Source organism: Streptomyces sp. SID3343, from assembly GCF_009865215.1.
Classification (GTDB): domain Bacteria; phylum Actinomycetota; class Actinomycetes; order Streptomycetales; family Streptomycetaceae; genus Embleya.
Window position 1 is genome coordinate 1 of sequence record NZ_WWJX01000493.1, and the last position, 332, is coordinate 332.

The 332-nt window shown below is 78.9% G+C and carries 1 pseudogene; it reads right to left on the reverse strand.

From position 1 onward, the window contains the following. Positions 1 to 332: pseudogene (locus GT354_RS15510) on the reverse strand (dTMP kinase); the annotation flags it as partial.

Here is a 332-nt window from a genome sequence, read left to right on the forward strand (position 1 = left end):
TCCTCGGCCCGACGGCGCTCCTCGGCGTGCCGACGTTCCTCGGCGACCCGGGCGGCCTCCTCGCCGCGCATCCGTTCGGCGTCGCGTGCGGCCTCGGCGCGCAGCCGCTCGGCCTCCTCCTCCGCCTGACGCTGGCGCTCCAACGCGGCCTCGCGCTCCTCCTCGGCGTCGGCACGGGCCCGCTCGGCCTGCAGTGCGGACTCCTCCTCCAGACGGCGGCGCTGCTCGTCGCGGCGCTCGGCCTCCTCCTGGGCGCGCACCCTGGCGTCCTCGGCGCGCTCCTTGGCCTCGGTGGCCAGCCGCTCCTGCTCCTCGGCGCGGCGCACCGCCTC